Origin of the sequence: Pseudomonas sp. MWU16-30322 (assembly GCF_020515535.1) — a bacterium.
GTDB classification, from domain to species: domain Bacteria; phylum Pseudomonadota; class Gammaproteobacteria; order Pseudomonadales; family Pseudomonadaceae; genus Aquipseudomonas; species Aquipseudomonas fluorescens_H.
The window spans coordinates 220,325-241,944 of sequence record NZ_JAIWYL010000002.1; the positions used below are offsets into that span (position 1 = coordinate 220,325).

Below are 21,620 nucleotides of genomic sequence, written 5' to 3' on the forward strand. Positions count from 1 at the left end.
GTCTGTCATTCCAACAACAACGGCGTTTGATCAGCATAGACAATCAGGTCGCCACATCCGTTAGCCTGGAGTTCTACACATGCATCCCCGCGTTCTTGAGGTCACCGAACGGCTTATCGCCCGCAGCCGCGCCACGCGCCAGGCTTACCTTGCACTGATTCGCGGCGCCGCGACTGACGGCCCGATGCGCGGCAAGCTGCAATGCGCCAACTTCGCCCACGGCGTGGCCGGGTGTGGCAGCGAAGACAAGCACAGCTTGCGGATGATGAACTCGGCGAACATCGCCATCGTTTCTTCGTATAACGACATGCTCTCGGCGCACCAGCCGTACGAAGTCTTTCCCCAGCAGATCAAAAACGCCTTGCGCGAAATCGGTTCGGTCGGCCAGTTCGCCGGCGGTACGCCAGCGATGTGCGATGGCGTGACCCAGGGCGAGCCGGGCATGGAGCTGAGCCTGCCGAGCCGCGAAGTGATCGCGATGTCCACGGCGGTGGCGCTGTCGCACAACATGTTCGACGGCGCACTGATGCTCGGCATCTGCGACAAGATTGTGCCGGGCCTGATGATGGGCTCCCTGCGTTTCGGCCATCTGCCGACGATTTTCGTTCCGGGCGGGCCGATGGTCTCGGGGATTTCCAACAAGGAAAAAGCCGACGTGCGGCAGAAGTACGCCGAAGGCAAGGCAACCCGCGAAGAGTTGCTGGAATCGGAGATGAAGTCCTACCACAGCCCGGGCACTTGCACCTTCTACGGCACCGCCAACACCAACCAGTTGCTGATGGAAGTCATGGGCCTGCACTTGCCGGGCGCGTCGTTCGTCAACCCGAACACCCCGCTGCGTGATGCCCTGACCCGCGAAGCCGCGCATCAGGTCACGCGCCTGACCAAGCAGAACGGCAACTTCATGCCGATCGGCGAAATCGTCGACGAGAAGGCGCTGGTCAACTCGATCGTCGCGCTGCACGCCACCGGCGGCTCGACCAACCACACCCTGCACATGCCGGCCATCGCCATGGCCGCTGGCATCCAGCTGACCTGGCAGGACATGGCCGACCTCTCCGAAGTCGTGCCGACCCTGAGCCACGTCTACCCGAACGGCAAAGCCGACATCAATCACTTCCAGGCCGCTGGCGGTATGTCGTTCCTGATCCGTGAGCTGCTTGAAGCGGGCCTGCTGCACGAAGACGTCAACACCGTGCTTGGCCACGGTCTGAGCCGCTACACCAAAGAGCCGTTCCTCGATAACGGTGAGTTGGTGTGGCGCGAAGGCCCGATCGAAAGCCTCGACGAAAACATCCTGCGCCCGGTCGCCCGCGCATTCTCGCCGGAGGGCGGTCTGCGGGTGATGGAAGGCAACCTTGGTCGCGGGGTGATGAAAGTCTCCGCCGTGGCGTTGGAAAACCAGATCGTCGAAGCACCGGCCATGGTGTTTCAGGATCAGCAGGACTTGGCCGATGCGTTCAAGGCCGGTCTGCTGGAGAAGGATTTTGTCGCGGTCATGCGCTTCCAGGGCCCGCGCTCCAACGGCATGCCGGAACTGCACAAGATGACGCCGTTCCTCGGCGTGCTGCAGGATCGCGGCTTCAAAGTTGCGCTGGTCACCGACGGGCGCATGTCCGGCGCGTCGGGGAAAATCCCTGCGGCGATTCACGTCAGCCCTGAAGCTTATGTCGGTGGTGCTTTGGCGCGGGTGCAAGAGGGCGATATCATCCGCGTCGATGGCGTCAAAGGCACTTTGGAACTCAAGGTCGACGCCGCCGAATTTGCAGCGCGCGAACCTGCCAAAGGCCTGTTAGGCAACAACATCGGTAGCGGTCGCGAACTGTTTGGCTTCATGCGTTTGGCCTTCAGCTCGGCGGAGCAGGGCGCCAGCGCCTTCACTTCTGCCCTGGAGACGCTTAATTGAAACTGGCTTTGGTCGGTGATATCGGAGGCACCAACGCGCGGTTCGCGTTGTGGAAAAACCAGCAACTGGAATCGGTTCAGGTGCTGGCGACAGCCGACCACGCCAGCCCGGAAGAGGCGATCAGCCTCTACCTGAGCGGCCTCGGTCTGGCGCCGGGTTCGATCGGTTCGGTGTGCCTGTCGGTGGCAGGGCCGGTGAGTGGTGATGAATTCAAGTTCACCAACAACCACTGGCGCCTGAGCCGCACGGCATTCTGCAAGACCTTGCAGGTCGAGCAACTGCTGCTGATCAACGACTTCTCGGCGATGGCGCTGGGCATGACCCGTTTGCAGCCCGGCGAATTCCGCGTGGTCTGCGAAGGCACGCCGGAGCCGTTGCGCCCGGCGGTGGTGATCGGTCCAGGCACTGGCCTGGGCGTTGGCACCTTGCTCGATCTGGGCGAAGGGCGGTTTGCCGCGTTGCCGGGGGAGGGCGGTCATGTTGACCTGCCGCTGAGCAGCCCGCGTGAAACCCAGCTGTGGCAGCACATCCACAACGAGATCGGTCATGTCAGCGCTGAGACCGCACTGAGCGGCGGCGGTTTGCCGCGAGTCTACCGTGCGATCTGCGCAGTGGACGGACATGAACCGAAGCTTGATACGCCGGAAGCAATCACCGCAGCCGGTCTCGCCGGTGATCCGATTGCCCTGGAAGTACTGGAGCAGTTCTGCTGCTGGCTCGGTCGTGTGGCGGGCAACAACGTGCTGACCACCGGTGGTCGTGGCGGCGTGTACATCGTAGGCGGGGTGATTCCGCGCTTTGCCGACTTCTTCGTCAACAGCGGTTTCGCCCGCAGCTTCGCCGACAAGGGCTGCATGAGCGATTACTTCAAGGGCATCCCGGTGTGGCTGGTGACGGCGCCGTATTCCGGGCTGGTGGGGGCTGGTGTGGCACTGGAGCAAGCAATCCCTGCCTGAAATGCAATCAAACTGTAGGAGTGAGCTTTTGTGGCGAGGGGATTTATCCCCGATGGCCTGCGAAGCAGGCCCTGCTTTTCCAGGGTCGCTGCGCAACCCATCGGGGATAAATCCCCTCACCACAGGTTTGTTCCCACAGGGGTTTCTGTAGTGTTTGCAAGTTCGATGCTTAAGGCATAATCCGCCCCAATTCCAACAACAAGGATGCCTTCGAAGTGAGCTCAGTCAACAAGTCGATATTGTTGGTCGATGACGACCAGGAAATACGCGAGTTGCTGGAAACCTACCTGACCCGCGCCGGGTTCCAGGTGCGGGCCACAGCCGATGGCGCCAGTTTTCGCCAGGCACTCAACGAGGCGCCCAGCGATCTGGTGATCCTCGATGTGATGCTGCCCGACGAAGACGGTTTCAGCCTGTGCCGCTGGGTGCGCCAGCATCCGCGTCAGGCGCAGGTGCCGATCATCATGCTGACCGCCAGTTCCGACGAAGCCGACCGCGTGATCGGGCTGGAGCTCGGCGCTGATGACTACCTCGGCAAACCCTTCAGTCCCCGCGAGCTGCAAGCTCGAATCAAGGCGCTGTTGCGACGTGCGCAGTTCGGTCAGGAGCGCAGCAGCGGTGAAGTGCTGGCGTTCGATGAGTGGCGGCTGGACATGGTCAGCCATCGACTGTTCCACACCGACGGCGAAGAAGTGATTCTCTCCGGTGCCGACTTCGCGCTGCTGAAGTTGTTTCTCGATCATCCGCAGGAAATCCTCGACCGCGACACCATCGGCAACGCCACCCGTGGCCGCGACCTGATGCCGCTCGACCGGATTGTCGACATGGCCGTCAGCCGCTTGCGTCAGCGTCTGCGCGACACGGAAAAACCGCCACGACTGATCCGCACCGTGCGCGGTAGCGGCTACCAACTGGCAGCCAATGTGGTTGCCGGCAATGGTCACTGAGTCGCTGCGCCGGCTCGCCAGCAAAGTCCCGGTGCCGCGTTCTCTGCTCGGGCGGATGCTGCTGTTGACCCTGTTGGCGGTGCTGTTCGCGCAGACGTTGTCGAGCGTGATCTGGGTCTCGCAACTGCGTGCCACCCAGCTCGAAGGCCTGGTCACCAGCGCCCGTAGCCTCGCTCATTCGATGACCGCCAGCGTCAGTTATTTTCGCTCGTTGCCGGTGGCGTACCGCCCGCTGGTGCTTGACCAGTTGCGCAGCATGGGTGGCACCCGTTTTGTGGTGACGCTCAATGACAAGCCGCTGGGTATGGACGTGCTGCCGATCACCCCGCGCAAGGCGGCGGTGATTGAAGCAGTAGACGAAGTGCTGCGTCAGTCGCTGGGCCATGACACTGATATCTCGGTGACCTTTGTCAGCCCCGAGGATCTGCGGATCTTCAATGCCGGGCTGAAACTCGATGAGCTGCCGCGCTCGTGGGCGCATTACGCGTTGACCCTGGAACCGGTGAATCCGCCGGTGCTGGTGACGCAGATTCAGATGGCGCCGGGCGAATGGCTGTACATCGCGTCGTTGTTGCCCGAACCCTACACCAGCCTCGAAGAGCAAGGCCTGCCGGCGCAGCAGGTGTGGTTCATCGTCCTCACCAGCGGCTTTTTGCTGCTGTTCATCGGCCTGCTGGTGCACTGGCAGAGCCGGCCGCTCAAGCGTCTGGCGCGGGCGGCGCGGGATCTGTCGCTGGGCGCCGATGTCGAGCCGGTGGCCGAGGGTGGCGGCAGTGAAGTGGTGGAAGTGGGCCGTGCGTTCAACACCATGCGCGAGCGCATCAGCCGTTACCTGACCGAGCGCAGCCAGTTGTTCAGCGCGATTTCCCATGACCTGCGCACACCGATCACCCGTCTGCGCTTGCGCGTCGAACTGCTCGAAGACGAGAAGCTGCAAGCCAAGTTCGGTCGCGATCTGGATGAGTTGGAGCTGCTGGTCAAAGGCGCACTGCAATGCGTGAAAGACACCGACATCCACGAGAACATCGAGCCGGTGGACTTGAACCACGTACTCGACTGTCTGGTGGAGCCGTATCTGGCGCCCAACGGCAATGGCCGCGTGACCCAGCAAGGCAAGGCGCTGGCAGCGTATCCGGGCAAGCCTCTGGCGTTGAAGCGCTGCATCGGCAACCTGATCGACAATGCGTTGAAGTACGGGCAGAACGCGCATCTGCACATCGATGACGATGAGCGCGCGTTTGTCCTGCACGTCGACGATGAAGGCCCGGGTGTCCCGGAGCAGCGGTTGGAGCAGGTGTTCGAGCCGCACTTTCGCTTGGCCGGGCAGCAGCAGGGTTATGGGCTGGGCCTGGGCATTGCGCGCAACATCGCTCACAGCCATGGCGGTGAAGTGACGTTGCAGAATCTGCGTGAGGGTGGGTTGCGGGTGACGTTGCAGTTGCCGCGCAGTGTTGACTGATACCACCCCTGTGGCGAGGGAGCTTGCTCCCGCTGGACTGCGTAGCAGGCCGTCTTTTGGGTGCCGCTTCGCGCCACAGCGGGAGCAAGCTCCCTTGCCACAGGTTTCACTTCTGATCTATGTCACAGGCTGGTGACAAAACCCGCCCCCTTCGTTACAAGCCCACCGCGGCCCGTTGTTTAGACTCCCCGCAGTCATAACAACAAAAAAGGCCAACCATGGATCTTTTCCACCCAGGCTTCAGCAGTTGGCTGAACGCCCCTGCCCACCAGCAATGGCTCGGCGACGAAGGCCTGCGTCTGCTGGCATTCGCCAAGGCTTCCAGACTGCCCGAAGGTTTCGGCAACCTCGACGAGCGCGGCCGTTTGCCGGCGAGCGCGCAGGCCGAAACCATGAACACCGCGCGCATGACCCACAGTTTCGCCATGGCTCACATTCAGGGCTTGCCGGGGTTTGCCGAACTGGTCGATCACGGCATCGCGGCCCTGCGCGGGCCGCTGCGGGATGCGCTGCATGGCGGCTGGTTTGCGGTCGCGGAACATCGCGACGGCAACACCGGCAAGAACGCCTATCTGCATGCTTTCGTTGCGCTCGCGGCCAGTTCTGCGGTGGTTGCGCAACGTCCCGGCGCCCAGGCGCTGCTGGATGATGCGATCGACATCATCGACACCTATTTCTGGAGCGAAGAAGAGGGCGCGATGCGCGAATTCTTCAATCGCGACTGGCGCGAAGAAGAAGCCTATCGCGGCGCCAACAGCAACATGCACGCTACCGAAGCATTCCTCGCGCTGGCCGATGTCACCGAAGACCCGCGTTGGCTGGTGCGTGCGCAACGCATCGTCGAGCGAGTGATTCACGGTCACGCCGCCGCCAATGGCTACATGGTGATTGAGCATTTCGATCGCGACTGGCAACCGCTGCGCGAGTACAACCACGACAATCCCGCCGATGGCTTCCGCCCTTACGGCACCACGCCGGGCCACGGTTTCGAGTGGGCGCGGCTGTTGCTGCACCTCGAAGCGGCGCGGGTCCAGGCCGGGATGCTCACGCCGGGCTGGCTGGCGACCGATGCGCAAAAACTCTTCGAACAGAACTGCCGAAACGGCTGGGACGTCGATGGCGCCCCGGGGATCGTCTACACCCTCGACTGGGACAACAGAGCAGTGGTCCGCCATCGCTTGCACTGGACCCATGCCGAGGCCAGCGCCGCCGCCAGTGCCTTGCTCAAACGCACTGGCGATCAGCAATACGAAATCTGGTACCGCCAGTTCTGGGAATTCTGCGAGATGTATTTCATCGATCGCTGCGACGGCAGCTGGCATCACGAACTCGATCCGCAAAACCGTCCGAGCGCCGATATCTGGCCGGGCAAACCCGATCTTTACCACGCCTGGCAAGCAGTGCTGATCCCTCGTCTACCCTTGTCACCGAGTATGGCAACGGCTCTGGCGCAATTATCTCGGTCCGTTCCTGTGTAACCATGTGGTGACATTTGCGCGTCCCTTCGTTACCTGCGGGGGGAAACGCCCTGTTTAAACTCCTGTGCAGCGCAAGCACCAGACTTGCATGCATAACAACAAGAAAGGTACATCTCAGATGAATGCGATTTCTCGCCTCGCTACTGTCATTTCTGTCGCCTCCCTGTTCCCGCTCGCAATTCTGCCCCTCAGTGTGTCCGCTGCCGAATCCAAAGGTTCGGTCGAAGTCGTGCACTGGTGGACGTCCGGTGGCGAAAAAGCTGCTGTCGATGTGCTCAAGGCCCAAGTCGAAAAAGACGGCTTTACCTGGAAAGACGGCGCTGTCGCCGGCGGTGGCGGTGCCACGGCCATGACCGTACTGAAAAGTCGTGCGGTTGCCGGCAACCCGCCGGGCGTCGCCCAGATCAAAGGCCCGGACATTCAGGAATGGGCCTCCACCGGTCTGCTCGACACCGACGTCCTGAAAGACGTGGCCAAAGAAGAGAAGTGGGACAGCCTGCTCGACAAGAAAGTCTCCGATACCGTGAAGTACGACGGTGATTACGTGGCCGTACCGGTGAACATTCACCGAGTGAACTGGCTGTGGATCAACCCGGAAGTCTTCAAGAAAGCCGGCATCACCAAGAACCCGACCACCCTTGAAGAATTCTACGCCGCTGGCGACAAGCTCAAGGCTGCGGGCTTCATCCCGCTCGCCCACGGCGGTCAGCCTTGGCAGGACAGCACCGTGTTCGAAGCCGTGGTGCTCTCGGTCATGGGCGTTGATGGTTACAAGAAAGCCCTGGTCGATCTGGACAACAAAGCGCTGACCGGCCCCGAGATGGTCAAGGCGCTGACCGAGCTGAAGAAAGTCGCGACCTACATGGACGTCGACGGCAAAGGCCAGGACTGGAACCTGGAAGCGGCCAAAGTCATCAACGGCAAGGCCGGCATGCAGATCATGGGTGACTGGGCCAAGTCCGAGTGGACTGCTGCCAAGAAAGTCGCCGGCAAGGATTACGAGTGCGTAGCCTTCCCGGGTACCGACAAGGCGTTCACCTACAACATCGACTCCCTGGCGGTGTTCAAGCAGAAAGACAAAGGCACTGCGGCCGGTCAGCAGGACATCGCCAAAGTGGTGCTGGGTGAAAACTTCCAGAAAGTCTTCAGCATCAACAAAGGCTCGATCCCGGTGCGTAACGACATGTTGAACAACATGGACAAACTCGGTTTCGACTCCTGCGCGCAGACCGCTGCCAAGGACTTCCTGGCAGACGCCAAGACGGGCGGCCTGCAGCCGAGCATGGCGCACAACATGGCGACCACGCTGGCGGTGCAGGGCGCGTTCTTTGATGTGGTGACCAACTACATCAACGACCCGAAAGCCGATCCGGCCGATGCGGCCAAGAAGCTGGGCGCGGCGGTTCAGTCGGCCAAGTAATCCTTGGCCCCTGTAGGAGTGAGCCTGCTCGCGATAGTGATCTGTCAGGTAAAGGATTCATCAACTGACACACCGCAATCGCGAGCAGGCTCACTCCTACAAGGGGAACGCCCTCGTACATAATTATTCTGGATTTCCCCATGAGTTCTGTTGCTGTGTTCAGCAAAGCCTCGCCGTTCGATGCACTGCAGCGCTGGCTACCGAAACTGGTGCTGGCGCCGAGCATGTTCATCGTGCTGGTGGGCTTCTATGGCTACATCCTGTGGACGTTCGTGCTGTCGTTCACCACCTCGACGTTTCTGCCCAGCTACAAGTGGGCCGGTCTGGCGCAATACGCCCGGCTGTTCGACAACGACCGCTGGTGGGTCGCGAGCAAGAACCTCGCGGTGTTCGGTGGCATGTTCATTGGCATCACCCTGGTGATCGGCGTGCTGCTGGCGGTGTTCCTCGACCAGCGCATCCGTCGCGAAGGCTTTATCCGCACCATTTACCTGTACCCGATGGCGCTCTCGATGATCGTCACCGGTACCGCGTGGAAATGGCTGCTCAACCCGGGCATGGGCCTGGACAAATTGTTGCGTGACTGGGGCTGGGAAGGCTTCCGTCTGGACTGGCTGATCGACCCGGATCGCGTGGTTTACTGCCTGGTGATCGCTGCTGTGTGGCAAGCTTCGGGCTTCATCATGGCAATGTTCCTCGCCGGCCTGCGTGGCGTTGATCAGTCGATCATCCGTGCCGCACAGATCGATGGCGCGAGCATGCCGACCATCTACTGGAAAGTGGTGCTGCCAAGCCTGCGTCCTGTGTTCTTCAGTGCGGTGATGATTCTGGCGCACATCGCGATCAAGAGCTTCGACCTGGTCGCGGCGATGACGGCCGGTGGCCCGGGTTATTCCTCCGACCTGCCGGCGATGTTCATGTATTCCTTCACCTTCAGTCGCGGCCAGATGGGCATGGGCTCGGCCAGTGCGATTCTGATGCTCGGTGCGATTCTCGCGATCATCGTGCCTTACCTGTACTCCGAGCTGAGGACCAAGCGTCATGACTAGTCTCGCTGCCAAACCCGCCTTCAGCCTGAGTCGCGTCGCGATCTACGCGGTGTTGATCCTCGCTGTCCTGCTGTACCTGATTCCGCTGGTGGTGATGCTGCTGACCAGCTTCAAGACCCCGGAAGATATCAGCACCGGCAACCTGCTGAGCTGGCCGACCGTGGTCAGCGGCATCGGCTGGGTCAAGGCCTGGGCCACGGTTGACGGTTACTTCTGGAACTCGATCAAGATCACCGTGCCGGCGGTGATCATCTCCACCGCCATCGGCGCGCTGAACGGTTACGTACTGTCGATGTGGCGCTTCCGTGGTTCGCAGCTGTTCTTCGGTCTGCTGCTGTTCGGCTGCTTCCTGCCGTTCCAGACCGTGCTGCTGCCAGCGTCGTTCACCCTCGGCAAGATGGGCCTGGCCAGCACCACGACGGGTCTGGTGTTCGTCCACATAGTCTATGGTCTGGCGTTTACTACGCTGTTCTTCCGTAACTACTACGTGAGCATTCCCGATGCGCTAGTGAAGGCTGCGCGTCTGGATGGCGCGGGTTTCTTCACGATTTTCCGGCGGATCATTCTGCCGATGTCGACCCCGATCATCATGGTCTGCCTGATCTGGCAGTTCACCCAGATCTGGAACGACTTCCTGTTCGGTGTGGTGTTCTCCAGCGGTGATTCGCAACCGATCACGGTGGCGCTGAACAACCTGGTCAACACCAGCACCGGGGCCAAGGAATACAACGTGGATATGGCAGCGGCGATGATCGCCGGCCTGCCGACCCTGCTGGTCTATGTGGTCGCAGGCAAGTATTTCGTGCGCGGGCTGACGGCCGGCGCAGTCAAGGGGTAATCATGGCAACGCTCGAACTTCGCAACGTCAACAAGACCTACGGTGCCGGCCTGCCGGACACCCTGAAGAACATCGAACTGTCGATCAAGGACGGTGAGTTCCTGATCCTCGTCGGCCCGTCTGGCTGCGGCAAGTCGACCCTGATGAACTGCATCGCCGGCCTCGAGACCATCACCGGTGGCGCGATCATGATCGGCGACCAGGACGTCAGCGGCATGAGCCCGAAGGATCGCGACATCGCCATGGTGTTCCAGTCCTACGCGCTGTATCCGACCATGAGCGTGCGCGAGAACATCGAGTTCGGTCTGAAGATCCGCAAGATGCCGCAGTCGGCAATCGACGAAGAAGTCGCGCGTGTGGCCAAGCTACTGCAGATCGAACACCTGCTCAACCGCAAGCCGGGCCAGCTCTCCGGTGGTCAGCAACAGCGCGTGGCGATGGGCCGTGCGTTGGCGCGTCGGCCGAAGATCTATCTGTTTGACGAACCGCTGTCCAACCTCGACGCCAAGCTGCGCGTCGAGATGCGCACCGAAATGAAACTGATGCACCAGCGCCTGAAAACCACCACGGTCTACGTGACCCACGACCAGATCGAAGCGATGACCCTGGGCGACAAAGTGGCGGTGATGAAGGACGGGATCATTCAGCAGTTCGGCACGCCGAAAGAGATCTACAACGATCCGGCCAACCTGTTCGTGGCGAGCTTCATCGGTTCGCCGCCGATGAACTTCATTCCGCTGCGCCTGCAGCGCAAGGACGGTCGTCTGCTGGCGCTGCTCGACAGCGGCCAGGCCCGTTGCGAACTGCCGATGAGCATGCAGGACGCCGGTCTGGAAGATCGCGAAGTGATCCTCGGTCTGCGCCCGGAACAGATCGTCCTGGCAAACGGCGAGGGCAATGGCCTGCCAAGCATCAAGGCCGAAGTGCAGGTCACCGAGCCGACCGGTCCGGACACTCTGGTGTTCGTCAACCTAAATGAAACCAAGGTCTGCTGCCGTCTGGCACCGGACGTGGCACCGCAGGTGGGCGAGACCCTGACCCTGCAATTCGATCCGTCGAAAGTGTTGTTGTTCGATGCCAAGACTGGCGAGCGTCTGGGCGTTGCGGGCCAGGCGCAGACTGACGCGCGGTCGGCGAACGTGGCGCAATTCAAGGGTCGCTGAAGATCAAAAATGTGGGAGCGGGCTTGCTCGCGAAAACGGAGTGTCAGGCAGCACACATGGCGACTGACATGACGCCTTCGCGAGCAAGCCCGCTCCCACAGGGGAAAAGTGGTGTTCGGCCTGTCGTTCGCCGCACTTTTTATGTAAACCACGTTGGAAAAAACAGTTAATAACAATAAAGACGAGGATGTAGGGATGAAAAAGAAACACGTCAATGCCCGGTTGATCTGCCAAGTGTCAGCTGCGGCGGCATTGGTGCTGGCCGGCAATGCAATGGCTGCCGATGCATTCAGCTCCGATTCGAAATGGATGACCGGCGACTGGGGTGGCGAGCGGACCAAGCTGATCGAGCAAGGTATCGACATCAAGGCCGACTACGTTGGGGAAGTCGGTGGCAACCTGCATGGCGGCTACAACGACGACAAGACTGCGCGTTACGCTGACCAGTTCGGTCTGGGCGTGGCACTGGATCTGCAAAAACTCTGGGGCTGGGATAACACCCAGGCGAAGATCCAGCTGACCAACCGTAACGGCTACAACATCTCCAACGATCGCGTGGGCGATCCGCGTGCCGGCACTCTGTCGTCTTCGCAGGAAGTCTACGGTCGTGGCCACATGGTGCGTCTGACCCAGTTGTGGATTCAGCACCAGTTCTTCGACAACAAGCTCGACGTCAAGGCCGGTTACTTCGGCGAAGGCGAAGACTTCAACACCTTCCCGTGCGACTTCCAGAACCTGGCGTTCTGCGGTTCGCAAGTGGGTAACTGGGCGACCAACATCTGGTACAACTGGCCAGTCAGTCAGGCCGCGATCCGCGTGAAGTACAACATCAACGACGAGCTCTACGCGCAGATCGGTGCGTACAACCAGAACCCGTCGCAACTGGAACACGGCAACGGCTTCAAGCTCAGCGGCAGCGGTACTGCCGGTACCGTATTGCCCGTCGAGCTGGTCTGGTCGCCGAAGGTCAACAGCCTGCCGGGCGAATACCGCGTCGGTTACTACAAGAGCACGGCTGATGCCAATGACGTCCGCGAAGACGTCAACGGTTTCGACGCGGCGACCACTGGCGACGCGTACAAGACCCACAGCAGCAAACACGGCTACTGGTTCGTCGCGCAACAGCAACTCACCAGTCACAACGGTGATGCATCGCGCGGTCTGAACATTGCGGCCAACGCCACGTTCCACGACAAGGACACCAACTTCATCGACAACTACCAGTCGGTGATGTTTGTTTACAAAGGCCCGTTCGACGCGCGTCCGAAGGATGACGTCGGCATTGGGGCGGCGCGTATCCACGTCAACGATGACGTGAAGAAAAACGCCGAACTGCTCAATGCTTCCAACGGTGTTTCGGACTACGACAATCCGGTGTTCTCGCCGATTCGTGATACCGAATACAACTACGAGATCAACTACGGCTTCCACGTCACCAACTGGCTGACTGTACGTCCTAACCTGCAGTACATCACTCACCCGGGTGGTGTCGATGCAGTGGACAACGCTTTGGTCGCTGGCCTGAAAATTCAGTCGGTGTTCTAACGCGTCTGCGATAAGCTCCTCTCTATGTGCGCATATTTGCGGACAGCCAAGGCTGTCCGCTTTTTTTTGCGACACTCGTATACAAGGTTTGTGTCGTACCCATTTGTGGCGAGGGAGCTTGCTCCCGCTCGGCTGCGCAGCAGTCGTAAATCCTGATGATGAGGTTTAAATGACACACCGCAGTGAAAGGTTTCGGGGCCGCTTCGCAGCCCAGCGGGAGCAAGCTCCCTCGCCACAAGAGCAATGTGGATTGTTGAGAACCCCCATGACTTTCAGGACCGTGGCCAATGCATGAGCATCCGCTGCAACGCTTCTTCAAATCCCTGCGCGAACGACCGGTGTTCGCCTGGGAGCGCTATCAGATGCGCGATGTGCTGGTGATCGACCATCCGCTGTGTCAGGCGGTGTTCAGTCGGCAGGGCGCGCAGTTGCTGCACTTTCAGCCACGCGGGCAGAAACCGTGGTTGTGGTGTGCGGCGAAGTGGCCGCACGTTGGCGCCATTCGTGGCGGCGTGCCGGTGTGCTGGCCGTGGTATGGCCGCCATCCGAGCGAAAATGCCTGGCCATCCCATGGCTGGGCACGACTGCTCGACTGGAAGCTGCTCGACAGCAGCAGCGCCGAAGATGGCGTGCGCCTGCACTGGCAATTGCAGTTGTGCGACTGGCAGGTCGACCTGCACGCGCACCTTGGTGAACGCATGGAATTACGCCTGAGCACCGAGCATCAGGACGACATGCCGTGCCAGTTGAGCCAGGCTTTGCACGCTTACTGGCGTATTGGCGATGTTGGTGAGATAGCGCTGTCTGGCCTCGAAGGCGCGCAGGGTTACGACCAGTTGAGCCGCCAGTCCTGCCAGCAGGAAGGCGAGTTGCGCGTCGATGGTGGTTGTCAGCGGGTGTTCCAGCACGACGGCGAATTGCAGCTCAAGGATCACGCCTGGCAGCGCGAGTTGTGCATCGATACCGGTGACAGTGGCGACACCGTGGTCTGGCATCCCGGCTCGCGACCGCTGTTGGGCGTGAGTTGGGATGAAGTGACGGAGTTTGTCTGTGTCGAAGCGGCGGCGGGGGGCACCGACAGCCTGCATCTGGCGCCGGGGGAGAAGGCGCACTTGAGTTTGCAGGCGTGGGCTGCGGCCTAGATTTGTGGTGAGTCGGCTGACGCCTTCGCGAACAAGCCCGCTCCCACAGTATATGGCATTCCAATTGAAGGAACCCGATCGCCGGTGGGAGCGGGCTTGCTCGCGAAGAGGCCGGATCAATCAGCCTAAATTCTGGATCAGTTGAACTCGTCACCCACCGGATACCGGCTCGCATTCAAGCTCTCTTTGATCTTGCGCAGATGCGGCTGGAAATCCACCCCACGGCGCAAGGTCATGCCGGTCGCCAATACATCGAGCACGGTCAACTGAATGATCCGCGAGGTCATCGGCATATAGATGTCGGTGTCTTCCGGCAGCGGAATGTTCAGGCTCAGGGTGCTGGCCTTGGCCAGCGGCGAATTCTCGGCGGTCAGGCCCAGCACCGAAGCGCCGTTCTCCCGGGCGATGCGCGCCACTTCCACCAGCTCGCGGGTGCGGCCGGTATAGGAAATGATCACGAACAGCTCACCGGTGTGCGCCACCGAAGCAATCATCCGCTGCATCAGCACATCCGCATGGGCGGTGACGGCGAGGTTGAAACGGAAGAACTTGTGCTGCGCGTCCAGCGCCACCGGCGCCGAAGCACCGAGGCCGAAGAAGTGGATCTGCCGGGCCTGAATCAACAGGTCGACGGCGCGGCTGATCAGGTTCGGATCGAGCGCCTGACAAGCACTGTCGAGCGAGGCGATGGCGCTGCCGAAAATCTTCTGCGTGTAGGCCTCGGGATTGTCATCGGCCTCCACCGCACGGCTGACATACGCCGCGCCGCTGGCCAGGCTCTGCGCCAGTTGCAGCTTGAGTTCGGGGTAGCCGCTGACACCGAACGAACGGCAGAAACGGTTGACCGTCGGCTCGCTCACCTTTGCTGCCTGGGCGAGGGCGGCGATGCTGAAGCGGGTGGCCTGCTGCGGGTTGAGCAGGATCACCTCGGCGACTTTGCGTTCGGCCTTGTTCAGCTCTTCAAGGCGACTCTGGATCTGTTCCAGTAAATTTCGCACGCGGTCCATATGGAATTCCTAATTCACCTGCGCAAAGGTGCGCCGGGCTATGCAAATTGGGCCTTTGATATGGCCCGTAACGGTGGCCTATCCTACTGATGGCTCCGACCGACCACCACTCGGAATCTGTATTTTGCGAAAATGTTGTGGTTATTACTACATTTTCCCTTGAGTGATGCCTTGAAAAAAGGTATTTGTAGCTTAACTTGATAAAAGAACAAACATCATGCCTTCGATTACGGTTGAACCGTGCACCTTTGCCTTGTTCGGCGCTCTGGGCGATCTGGCCCTGCGCAAGCTGTTTCCTGCCCTTTATCACCTCGATGGCGCCGACCTGTTGCACGAAGACACGCGCATCATCGCGCTGGCCCGTGAACCCGGTTCCGAGCAGCAGCACATGGCGTTCATCGCCGCCGAATTGCGCCGTTACGTCGGCAAAGAGCTGGACGAGGCCGTGGCCGAGCGCTTTCTGGCGCGCCTGAGCTACCTGCACGTCGACTTCCTCAAGGCTGAAGACTATGTGGCGCTGGCCGAAGCCGCTGGCACCACGCAACGCATGATTGCCTACTTCGCCACACCGGCAGCGGTGTACGGCGCGATCTGCGAGAACCTGGCGAAAGTCGGTCTGGCAGAAAACACCCGTGTGGTGCTGGAAAAGCCGATCGGCTCCGATCTGGAATCCTCGCGCAAAGTGAACGACGCCGTGGCGCAGTTCTTCCCGGAGAACCGCACCTACCGCATCGACCACTACCTGGGTAAGGAGACCGTCCAGAACCTGATCGCCCTGCGTTTCGCCAACAGCCTGTTCGAAACCCAGTGGAACCAGAATTACATCTCCCACGTGGAAATCACCGTGGCCGAGAAGGTCGGCATCGAAGGCCGTTGGGGCTATTTCGACAAGGCCGGCCAACTGCGCGACATGATCCAGAATCACCTGTTGCAGCTGCTGTGCCTGATTGCCATGGACCCGCCGGCCGACCTGTCCGCCGACAGCATCCGTGATGAAAAGGTCAAAGTGCTCAAGGCGCTGGCACCGATCAGCCCGGAAGGCCTGACCACTCAGGTGGTACGTGGTCAGTACATCGCCGGCCACAGCGAAGGCCAGTCCGTGCCGGGCTACCTCGAAGAACCGAATTCCAACACCCAGAGCGACACCGAAACCTTCGTCGCCCTGCGTGCCGACATCCGCAACTGGCGCTGGGCCGGCGTGCCGTTCTACCTGCGTACCGGCAAGCGCATGCCACAGAAACTGTCGCAGATTGTCATCCACTTCAAGGAACCGTCGCACTACATCTTTGCGCCGGAACAGCGCCTGCAGATCAGCAACAAACTGATCATCCGTCTGCAACCGGACGAAGGCATTTCCTTGCGTGTGATGACCAAGGAGCAGGGCCTGGACAAAGGCATGCAACTGCGCAGCGGGCCGCTGCAACTGAATTTCTCCGACACCTGGCGCAGCGCACGGATCCCCGATGCCTACGAGCGGTTGTTGCTGGAAGTGATGAACGGCAATCAGAACCTGTTTGTCCGTAAAGATGAAATCGAAGCCGCGTGGAAGTGGTGTGACCAGTTGATCGCCGGCTGGAAAAAATCCGGTGACGCGCCCAAGCCGTATGCGGCCGGGTCGTGGGGGCCGATGAGCTCGATTGCACTGATCACGCGGGACGGGAGGTCGTGGTATGGCGATATCTGATGTGAAACTGCCTGCGGGCGTGCACGCTCACCCATTCAAGAGCCCGGTGCTGTTGGCTGAAGGTCTGGCGCTGAATGTCGCCAAGCAGCTGAGCGATGCCATCGCTGCACGCGGCAACGCGGTGCTGGTGGTCTCTGGCGGTCGCAGTCCGGTGGCGTTTTTCCAGCACCTGGCCAAGCAGGAGCTGGACTGGTCGAAGGTCGTCGTGACCCTTGCCGACGAGCGCTGGGTGCCGGTGGAGCATGCCGACAGCAATGCCGGCCTGCTCAAGCAGTATCTGCTCAAGGGCCCGGCGGCCAAGGCAACGTTCCTAAGCCTTTATAGCGCGGCGGCCAACGTCGAGCAGGCTGCGGAGCACGCCGATCGGCTGCTGGGCGAGTTGCCGCCGATCGACGTGCTGGTGCTGGGCATGGGTGATGACGGTCACACCGCGTCGCTGTTCCCCGACAGCCCGAACCTGACCGAAGCCTTGCAGATCGACGGCACTCGTCGCTGCTGGCCGATGCTGGCGCCGAGCGTGCCGCGTCAACGCCTGACCATGAGCCGCGCGCTGCTGGCTTCGGCAAAGCACAAGATTCTGTCGATTTCCGGTCAGTCGAAACTGACCACCCTGAATGCCGCGCTGGCATCCGACGACGTCGCGGCCATGCCGGTACGCGCGTTTCTGCAACCTACGTTAGAGATTTACTGGTGCCCATGAGCCAAGGATCAGCCGCTATGAAAAATCCATCCCCGACCGTTTCCATGGCGGACAAAGTTGCCCTGATCGACAGCCTCTGCGCCAAGGCGCGGATCCTGCCAGTGATCACCATCGCCCGTGAACAGGACGTGCTGCCATTGGCCGACGCGCTGGCCGCCGGTGGCCTGACCGCGCTGGAAGTGACCCTGCGCTCGCAGTTCGGGCTCAAGGCGATCCAGATCCTGCGTGAGCAGCGTCCGGAGCTGGTGACCGGTGCCGGCACCGTACTGGATCGCAACATGCTCGCGGCGGCGGAAGCGGCGGGTTCGCAGTTCATCGTCACCCCGGGCATCACCCGTGACCTGCTCGAAGCCAGCGTCGACAGCCCGATTCCGCTGTTGCCCGGCATCAGCAACGCCTCCGGCATCATGGAAGGCTATGGCCTGGGTTACCGCCGCTTCAAGCTGTTCCCGGCGGAAGTCAGCGGCGGCGTGGCAGCCATCAAGGCCCTCGGCGGCCCGTTCGGCGAAGTGAAATTCTGCCCGACCGGTGGCGTCGGCCCGGCCAACATCAAGAGTTACATGGCGCTGAAAAACGTCATGTGCGTGGGCGGCAGCTGGATGCTCGATCCCGAGTGGATCAAGAACGGCGATTGGGCGCGCATTCAGGAATGCACCGCCGAGGCCCTGGCGCTGCTGGACTAAACGTTTTACCTGACACTTCGTTGTGTGTTCTACGGCTTTACGGTGCGCTTGGTCGGTGCACCGTTTTTTTTTGCCCCGAGAAATGGCGCGATACATAGTTACCGCACTGCGGCGCTCGTGCGCCGTTAATCTGCGTTCTCTTATGGAAGAGAGAACGCGTCATGGAACGAGATACTTCAACCGCACCGTCATCATCGATCTATCAGTTGGCCCCCGAACAGATCGCCGGGCCGTATTTTCGCAATCCAAAACTGCTGCGTCGCAACATCAGCGAAGGCGCCGAAGGGCTGCCCTTGCTGTTGCGCCTGAGCATCGTCGACGCGATGACCGGCGAGCCGGTGAGCGGGGCGCTGGTGGACATCTGGCACTGCAATGCACGGGGCGCCTATTCGGGTTGGAGCCGGATCAATCCGGATCTGGAGGTCGATTCCGATGCCGTCGGTTCAGTGCCGCGTACCGACAATGACACCTACCTGCGCGGCAGCCAGTTCTGCGATCAACAGGGACGGGCACGATTCACCACGATCTATCCGGGGTTCTATGCCGGGCGAGCGCTGCACATTCATGTGGCAGTGCGCATTGTCGCCGGCACTGAATATCTGGCGGAGCGCAACGTGGCCTGGGTCGGCCAGCTGTATTTCCCCGAAGTGGTGTCACGCGCGGTGCTCAATGCCCGGGACTATCGCGGGCGTGCCTCGGCACCCTTGAACAACGCCGATGACAGCTACTACAGCAACATGGGCGGCGAAGATTCGACGCTGACCGTGTGGCCGATCGGCCGAGACTCTCACGAGGACGGTTTCTTCGGCCACCTGACTATCGGCATCGACACCTTTGCCGCCTCGTCGCAGATCAAACCCGAGGACTTCGACAAGTACACCGTGTGAGCGATCAGCGCAGTTCGTTGAGCGCGCGGGTCAGTAACTGCATGTCATCGGCGGTGGTGGTCAGTCCCGGGGTGATGCGGATGCTCGGCCCGCTCGCTGCGCCGTTGCGCACCACAGTGAACAGGTTGTACTCGTCGAGCAGTCGCGCGGCCATCACCTGTTGATCGGCGTGACGGGTGAAGCGCATCGAGGTGATCCCGCAATACAGGCGCGGATCGTCCGGGGTCATGACCTCGATCCCTGGCAAGTGCCGCACCGCGCTGACCCACAGGTTGCGCAGGTAATTGAGGCGTGCGCCTTTGGCTGCGGCGCCCCCGAGTGAACGGTGTTCCTCGAACACCAGCGGCAGGGTCATCAGTGCCGGAATGTTCGGCGTGCTGTACGGCGTGCGCGCGCGGATATCGCTGGCGGGGAAGTGCATTTCGCCCATGTCCGGGTCGATGTCGGCCAGCCGCTGTGGCGCGATATACAGAAAGCCCAGGGTCAGCGGTGCGCCGATCCACTTGTGCAGGTTGAAGCCGGCGAAGGCGATGCCCATTGCTTCGAGATTGAAGTCGATCTGGCCGAGGGCGTGAGCGCCGTCGAGGATGATGTCCACGCCATGTTGTTTCGCCAGCGCGGCGATGGCCTGCACCGGCATCACCAGCCCGGTGCGGTGGGTGACATGGGTCAGGGCCATCAGTTTGAGTTTCGGATAGCGGATGAAGGCTTCGCGGTAACTGTCCAGCAGGCTGTCGAAACTGGCCGGGTGAGTGTGGTTGATCTCGATCACGTCGACGCCGCGATGGCGTGACAGCCAGCGCATGGCACCTTTGACCGTGTCGTATTCCAGGTCGCTGATCAGCACCTGATCGCCCGGAAGCAGGCGATTGTAATTGCGGATCAGCGATTGCAGCGCATCACTGGCGTTGCGCGTGAAGGCCACGCTCTGCGCGCGCACGCCGATCAACTCGGCCAGTTGCGCACGGATGTCGAGGCTGTCGTACTGTTCAAAACGTTGGCGCACATACACCGAGTTGCTGGTGTTGATCATTTCGATGTTGCGCTGGTAGTCCTCGATCACCGTGCGCGACATGCGTCCGAAGTAACCGTTCTCCAGGTTCAGCGGGCCGGTCTGCGCTTCGTAGCGATCGGCGAAGGTTTGCCAGAAAGCTTCGTCACGGGCGCGGCGGGTGTTGTCAGGCATTGTCGAGGCTCTAGGAGGAGGGCGCTTCAGTGGCGCGGGGCAGGTTTGCCGTGTTTGGCGCGTAGCGGTTCGAGCAGGTCCGACAGGCCGTTATGGTCGATTTCCTGCATCAGCGCCAGCAGTCCGCCGAGTTCGCCGTGAGGAAAGCCTTCGCGGGCAAACCAGTTCAGGTAAGGCCCTGGCAGGTCGGCAATGATCCGGCCCTTGTACTTGCCGAAGGGCATTTCACGGGTGATCAGTAGTTCAAGCTTTTCAGGATTCATCAGTGGCAATCATCTGGGTTCGAAACAGTCTGGAAAATACAGGCATTCTGCATGCAGGCCAAATGACAGTTCATGCAAATAACCGTGATACAGATAGTTCAACTATCTTTAAGTTATTGATTTTTAAGTGATATTTATTTTTGAAAAAGCTGGCACGCACACTGCAATAACCCTTGCATCTTCAACCAACCGCAAGGAATTGAAAAAATGACTGACATGAATAAAGAAGCCATCTCTGTACTGAACGACCTGATCGAAACCTGCAAAGACGGTCAGGAAGGGTTCAAGACTTGCGCTGAAGACATCAAGCATCCAGAACTGAAAACCCTGTTCGTGACCCGTTCTGCCGATTGCGCCACTGCCGCTGCCGAGCTGCAGGCCGAGGTTCGTAAACTGGGCGGTGATCCGGAAACTTCCACCAGCGTCAGCGGTGACCTGCACCGTCGCTGGGTCGACGTCAAAGCCATGTTCACCGGCAAAGACGAAGAAGCTGTGCTCAACGAAGCCGAGCGCGGTGAAGACCACGCCCTGAAGGCTTATCGTGAAGCCATCGAGAAAATCAACAAGCACGGCTTGGTTGGCATCCGTGACCTGGTTGAGCGTCAGTACCACGGCGTACAACGCAACCACGACCAGGTGAAAGCCCTGCGTAACCAGGCTCGCGCTCGTTCGTAAGCCACGCTGAAAAAACTGTGGGAGCGGGCTTGCTCGCGAAAGCGCTGTGTCATGCAACGATGATGTTGCTGACATAACCGCTTCGCGAGCAAGCCCGCTCCCACTTTTGTTTTTTGTGTACCTGATGATCAGCCGATGCTGATCGCCGGCAACGTCGGCAGGGTCACGGTCTGTTGTTTACGCGGCGCCAGAATTTCGGCCTCGCCATCCACTACCAATTCATCACGCTGGTTGAACACGCGAGTGGCGATGCGTACGCGAAACTTCGGCAGCTTCTCGAGGATTTCCAGGCGCACGGTCAGGGTGTCGCCAATTTTCACTGGCTTCTGAAAGCTCATCTGCTGACCGATGTAGATGGTGCCCGGCCCAGGCAGTTCGCACGCCACGGCAGCGCTGATCAGCGCACCGCTGAACATGCCGTGGGCGATACGCTCCTTGAACATGCTGGCCGCGGCGAACTCGGCATCCAGGTGCACCGGGTTGTGGTCGCCCGACATCGCGGCGAACAGCTGAATGTCGCGCTCTTCGACGGTCTTGCTATAGCTGGCGGTCTGGCCGACTTCGAGGGCTTCGTAAGGGATGTTGGTAACCTGGGTCATCGGTCTTGATTCCTGTGACGGATTAAAGTGAAT

General features: G+C 60.6%; 20 protein-coding genes. 16 read left to right on the forward strand and 4 right to left on the reverse strand.

Annotated elements, in window-relative coordinates; all coding sequences use genetic code 11:
• The first annotated feature begins 79 nt into the window (after positions 1-79).
• The 11 genes from edd to LCH64_RS03940 all read left to right on the forward strand — a co-directional run bounded on the left by edd (position 80) and on the right by LCH64_RS03940 (position 13,903).
• Positions 80-1,906: a phosphogluconate dehydratase gene (gene edd / locus LCH64_RS03890; protein WP_003227464.1), complete on the forward strand. Its 1,827-nt coding sequence runs from the start codon at positions 80-82 to the stop codon at positions 1,904-1,906.
• On the forward strand, positions 1,903-2,862 hold the full coding sequence (locus LCH64_RS03895) for a glucokinase (protein WP_226499544.1): 960 nt from the start codon (positions 1,903-1,905) through the stop codon (positions 2,860-2,862). Before edd ends, LCH64_RS03895 begins: the two co-directional genes overlap by 4 nt.
• A gap of 215 nt (positions 2,863-3,077) precedes the next feature.
• Positions 3,078-3,809 carry a response regulator transcription factor gene (locus tag LCH64_RS03900; protein WP_226499545.1) on the forward strand — a complete coding sequence of 244 codons (732 nt, stop codon included), beginning with the start codon at positions 3,078-3,080 and terminating at the stop codon, positions 3,807-3,809.
• Positions 3,799-5,268, forward strand: a complete 1,470-nt coding sequence (locus tag LCH64_RS03905) for an ATP-binding protein (RefSeq protein ID WP_103521239.1) — start codon at positions 3,799-3,801, stop codon at positions 5,266-5,268. The genes LCH64_RS03900 and LCH64_RS03905 overlap by 11 nt, the downstream gene beginning before the upstream one ends.
• A 218-nt stretch (positions 5,269-5,486) precedes the next feature.
• Positions 5,487-6,746: an AGE family epimerase/isomerase gene (locus LCH64_RS03910; protein WP_226499546.1), complete on the forward strand. Its 1,260-nt coding sequence runs from the start codon at positions 5,487-5,489 to the stop codon at positions 6,744-6,746.
• A 118-nt stretch (positions 6,747-6,864) separates the two neighbouring features.
• The gene (locus tag LCH64_RS03915) at positions 6,865-8,166 is read left to right on the forward strand and encodes an ABC transporter substrate-binding protein (protein WP_003227454.1); all 1,302 of its coding nucleotides are present in this window, start codon (positions 6,865-6,867) and stop codon (positions 8,164-8,166) included.
• Between the two features lie 140 nt (positions 8,167-8,306).
• Positions 8,307-9,215: a sugar ABC transporter permease gene (locus LCH64_RS03920; protein WP_226499547.1), complete on the forward strand. Its 909-nt coding sequence runs from the start codon at positions 8,307-8,309 to the stop codon at positions 9,213-9,215.
• Positions 9,208-10,053, forward strand: coding sequence for a carbohydrate ABC transporter permease (locus LCH64_RS03925; RefSeq protein ID WP_098965243.1), 846 nt, complete (start codon positions 9,208-9,210; stop codon positions 10,051-10,053). The genes LCH64_RS03920 and LCH64_RS03925 overlap by 8 nt, the downstream gene beginning before the upstream one ends.
• A 2-nt stretch (positions 10,054-10,055) precedes the next feature.
• Positions 10,056-11,216: a sn-glycerol-3-phosphate ABC transporter ATP-binding protein UgpC gene (ugpC, locus tag LCH64_RS03930; RefSeq protein ID WP_226499548.1), complete on the forward strand. Its 1,161-nt coding sequence runs from the start codon at positions 10,056-10,058 to the stop codon at positions 11,214-11,216.
• 195 nt (positions 11,217-11,411) lie between these two features.
• Positions 11,412-12,761: a carbohydrate porin gene (locus LCH64_RS03935; protein WP_226499549.1), complete on the forward strand. Its 1,350-nt coding sequence runs from the start codon at positions 11,412-11,414 to the stop codon at positions 12,759-12,761.
• Between the two features lie 287 nt (positions 12,762-13,048).
• Positions 13,049-13,903, forward strand: coding sequence for a D-hexose-6-phosphate mutarotase (locus LCH64_RS03940; RefSeq protein WP_007969321.1), 855 nt, complete (start codon positions 13,049-13,051; stop codon positions 13,901-13,903).
• 137 nt (positions 13,904-14,040) lie between these two features.
• On the opposite strand, the gene LCH64_RS03945 is transcribed toward LCH64_RS03940, so the two are convergent.
• Complete coding sequence (locus LCH64_RS03945) at positions 14,041-14,901, reverse strand: MurR/RpiR family transcriptional regulator (RefSeq protein ID WP_169432688.1); 861 nt, start codon at positions 14,899-14,901, stop codon at positions 14,041-14,043.
• A 226-nt stretch (positions 14,902-15,127) separates the two neighbouring features.
• Between LCH64_RS03945 and zwf the strand changes: the two genes are divergently transcribed.
• From zwf to LCH64_RS03965, 4 genes are all read left to right on the forward strand, one after another.
• Complete coding sequence (gene zwf / locus LCH64_RS03950; protein ID WP_201136768.1) at positions 15,128-16,594, forward strand: glucose-6-phosphate dehydrogenase; 1,467 nt, start codon at positions 15,128-15,130, stop codon at positions 16,592-16,594.
• Positions 16,581-17,294, forward strand: a complete 714-nt coding sequence (gene pgl, locus LCH64_RS03955) for a 6-phosphogluconolactonase (RefSeq protein ID WP_226499550.1) — start codon at positions 16,581-16,583, stop codon at positions 17,292-17,294. The genes zwf and pgl overlap by 14 nt, the downstream gene beginning before the upstream one ends.
• Positions 17,295-17,311: 17 nt before the next feature.
• Positions 17,312-17,977 (forward strand): bifunctional 4-hydroxy-2-oxoglutarate aldolase/2-dehydro-3-deoxy-phosphogluconate aldolase, encoded by a 666-nt coding sequence (locus LCH64_RS03960; protein ID WP_003227433.1) that lies wholly within the window; start codon positions 17,312-17,314, stop codon positions 17,975-17,977.
• Positions 17,978-18,138: 161 nt separating this feature from the next.
• Positions 18,139-18,864, forward strand: a complete 726-nt coding sequence (locus tag LCH64_RS03965; RefSeq protein WP_226499551.1) for an intradiol ring-cleavage dioxygenase — start codon at positions 18,139-18,141, stop codon at positions 18,862-18,864.
• 4 nt (positions 18,865-18,868) lie between these two features.
• Here LCH64_RS03965 and LCH64_RS03970 read toward each other — a convergent pair whose 3' ends face one another.
• Together LCH64_RS03970 and LCH64_RS03975 are read right to left on the reverse strand one after the other, a co-directional pair.
• Positions 18,869-20,050, reverse strand: coding sequence for an aminotransferase class V-fold PLP-dependent enzyme (locus LCH64_RS03970; RefSeq protein WP_226499552.1), 1,182 nt, complete (start codon positions 20,048-20,050; stop codon positions 18,869-18,871).
• Positions 20,051-20,076: 26 nt separating this feature from the next.
• Positions 20,077-20,313: a DUF3820 family protein gene (locus LCH64_RS03975; protein WP_003227425.1), complete on the reverse strand. Its 237-nt coding sequence runs from the start codon at positions 20,311-20,313 to the stop codon at positions 20,077-20,079.
• A gap of 207 nt (positions 20,314-20,520) precedes the next feature.
• On the opposite strand from LCH64_RS03975, the gene LCH64_RS03980 reads away from it, so the two are divergent.
• Positions 20,521-20,988 (forward strand): PA2169 family four-helix-bundle protein, encoded by a 468-nt coding sequence (locus tag LCH64_RS03980; RefSeq protein WP_003227422.1) that lies wholly within the window; start codon positions 20,521-20,523, stop codon positions 20,986-20,988.
• A gap of 128 nt (positions 20,989-21,116) precedes the next feature.
• Here LCH64_RS03980 and LCH64_RS03985 read toward each other — a convergent pair whose 3' ends face one another.
• Positions 21,117-21,587 (reverse strand): MaoC family dehydratase, encoded by a 471-nt coding sequence (locus LCH64_RS03985; RefSeq protein ID WP_003227420.1) that lies wholly within the window; start codon positions 21,585-21,587, stop codon positions 21,117-21,119.
• Positions 21,588-21,620 lie beyond the last annotated feature (33 nt).

Excerpts from the sequence above, each read along its gene's own strand:
- LCH64_RS03980 (WP_003227422.1), top strand. The coding sequence starts at position 20,521 with ATGACTGACATGAATAAAGAAGCCATCTCTGTACTGAACGACCTGATC.
- ugpC (WP_226499548.1), top strand. The coding sequence starts at position 10,056 with ATGGCAACGCTCGAACTTCGCAACGTCAACAAGACCTACGGTGCCGGC.
- edd (WP_003227464.1), top strand. The coding sequence starts at position 80 with ATGCATCCCCGCGTTCTTGAGGTCACCGAACGGCTTATCGCCCGCAGC.
- LCH64_RS03965 (WP_226499551.1), top strand. The coding sequence starts at position 18,139 with ATGGAACGAGATACTTCAACCGCACCGTCATCATCGATCTATCAGTTG.
- LCH64_RS03970 (WP_226499552.1), bottom strand. The coding sequence starts at position 20,050 with ATGCCTGACAACACCCGCCGCGCCCGTGACGAAGCTTTCTGGCAAACC.
- LCH64_RS03920 (WP_226499547.1), top strand. The coding sequence starts at position 8,307 with ATGAGTTCTGTTGCTGTGTTCAGCAAAGCCTCGCCGTTCGATGCACTG.
- LCH64_RS03940 (WP_007969321.1), top strand. The coding sequence starts at position 13,049 with ATGCATGAGCATCCGCTGCAACGCTTCTTCAAATCCCTGCGCGAACGA.
- LCH64_RS03985 (WP_003227420.1), bottom strand. The coding sequence starts at position 21,587 with ATGACCCAGGTTACCAACATCCCTTACGAAGCCCTCGAAGTCGGCCAG.
- LCH64_RS03915 (WP_003227454.1), top strand. The coding sequence starts at position 6,865 with ATGAATGCGATTTCTCGCCTCGCTACTGTCATTTCTGTCGCCTCCCTG.
- LCH64_RS03910 (WP_226499546.1), top strand. The coding sequence starts at position 5,487 with ATGGATCTTTTCCACCCAGGCTTCAGCAGTTGGCTGAACGCCCCTGCC.
- zwf (WP_201136768.1), top strand. The coding sequence starts at position 15,128 with ATGCCTTCGATTACGGTTGAACCGTGCACCTTTGCCTTGTTCGGCGCT.
- LCH64_RS03925 (WP_098965243.1), top strand. The coding sequence starts at position 9,208 with ATGACTAGTCTCGCTGCCAAACCCGCCTTCAGCCTGAGTCGCGTCGCG.
- LCH64_RS03905 (WP_103521239.1), top strand. The coding sequence starts at position 3,799 with ATGGTCACTGAGTCGCTGCGCCGGCTCGCCAGCAAAGTCCCGGTGCCG.
- LCH64_RS03935 (WP_226499549.1), top strand. The coding sequence starts at position 11,412 with ATGAAAAAGAAACACGTCAATGCCCGGTTGATCTGCCAAGTGTCAGCT.
- LCH64_RS03975 (WP_003227425.1), bottom strand. The coding sequence starts at position 20,313 with ATGAATCCTGAAAAGCTTGAACTACTGATCACCCGTGAAATGCCCTTC.
- pgl (WP_226499550.1), top strand. The coding sequence starts at position 16,581 with ATGGCGATATCTGATGTGAAACTGCCTGCGGGCGTGCACGCTCACCCA.
- LCH64_RS03960 (WP_003227433.1), top strand. The coding sequence starts at position 17,312 with ATGAAAAATCCATCCCCGACCGTTTCCATGGCGGACAAAGTTGCCCTG.